This window comes from Ureibacillus aquaedulcis, assembly GCF_030418165.1.
GTDB classification, from domain to species: Bacteria; Bacillota; Bacilli; order Bacillales_A; family Planococcaceae; genus Ureibacillus; species Ureibacillus aquaedulcis.
Genome location: NZ_JAUHTQ010000044.1, coordinates 1 through 456 on the forward strand (window position 1 = coordinate 1; position 456 = coordinate 456).

Annotated in this window: 1 protein-coding gene; it reads right to left on the reverse strand. The window is 36.2% G+C overall.

What is annotated here, in order from left to right:
- Nucleotides 1-130 precede the first annotated feature (130 nt).
- The coding region (locus QYB95_RS19130) for a hypothetical protein (RefSeq protein ID WP_301139947.1) at nt 131-456 on the reverse strand (326 nt) is incomplete at its 5' end.

Below are 456 nucleotides of genomic sequence, written 5' to 3' on the forward strand. Positions count from 1 at the left end.
TTCTTATTCAACAATCGGGCCATTTTCTGGATTAACATCTTAAAGTAGGGGTACATAAAATCTCTGTCTTCTACTAGATATAATTATTAAAAATGACCAAGGAAACAGTTTTCTCCTTGATCATTAATTTTTATTTTTTAGGACCTACTTGAAGAGAGAGAGCCCCTGAATTAATACTTACAGTAACATGTACTTTTCTACCATTAGCAGTAAAGTCTTCAGGAATATCACTGCCTTTTTTGACTCCATCGTTTAAATAATTCCAAACATGAGCGGCATCGCCTTCAAAGTATAGTTTGAAGAGTTCGTTTGCTACGATTGGAATACGGTATGCTTGTGGCATTTGACCATTTGCATCTCCATCCCACATTGTAAAGCGAAGACCTACTTCATAAGAGGCACTGCTTCCTTGATTAATTACTTGAATTGCCCCTACCTGACCATAAATAGAGTAAC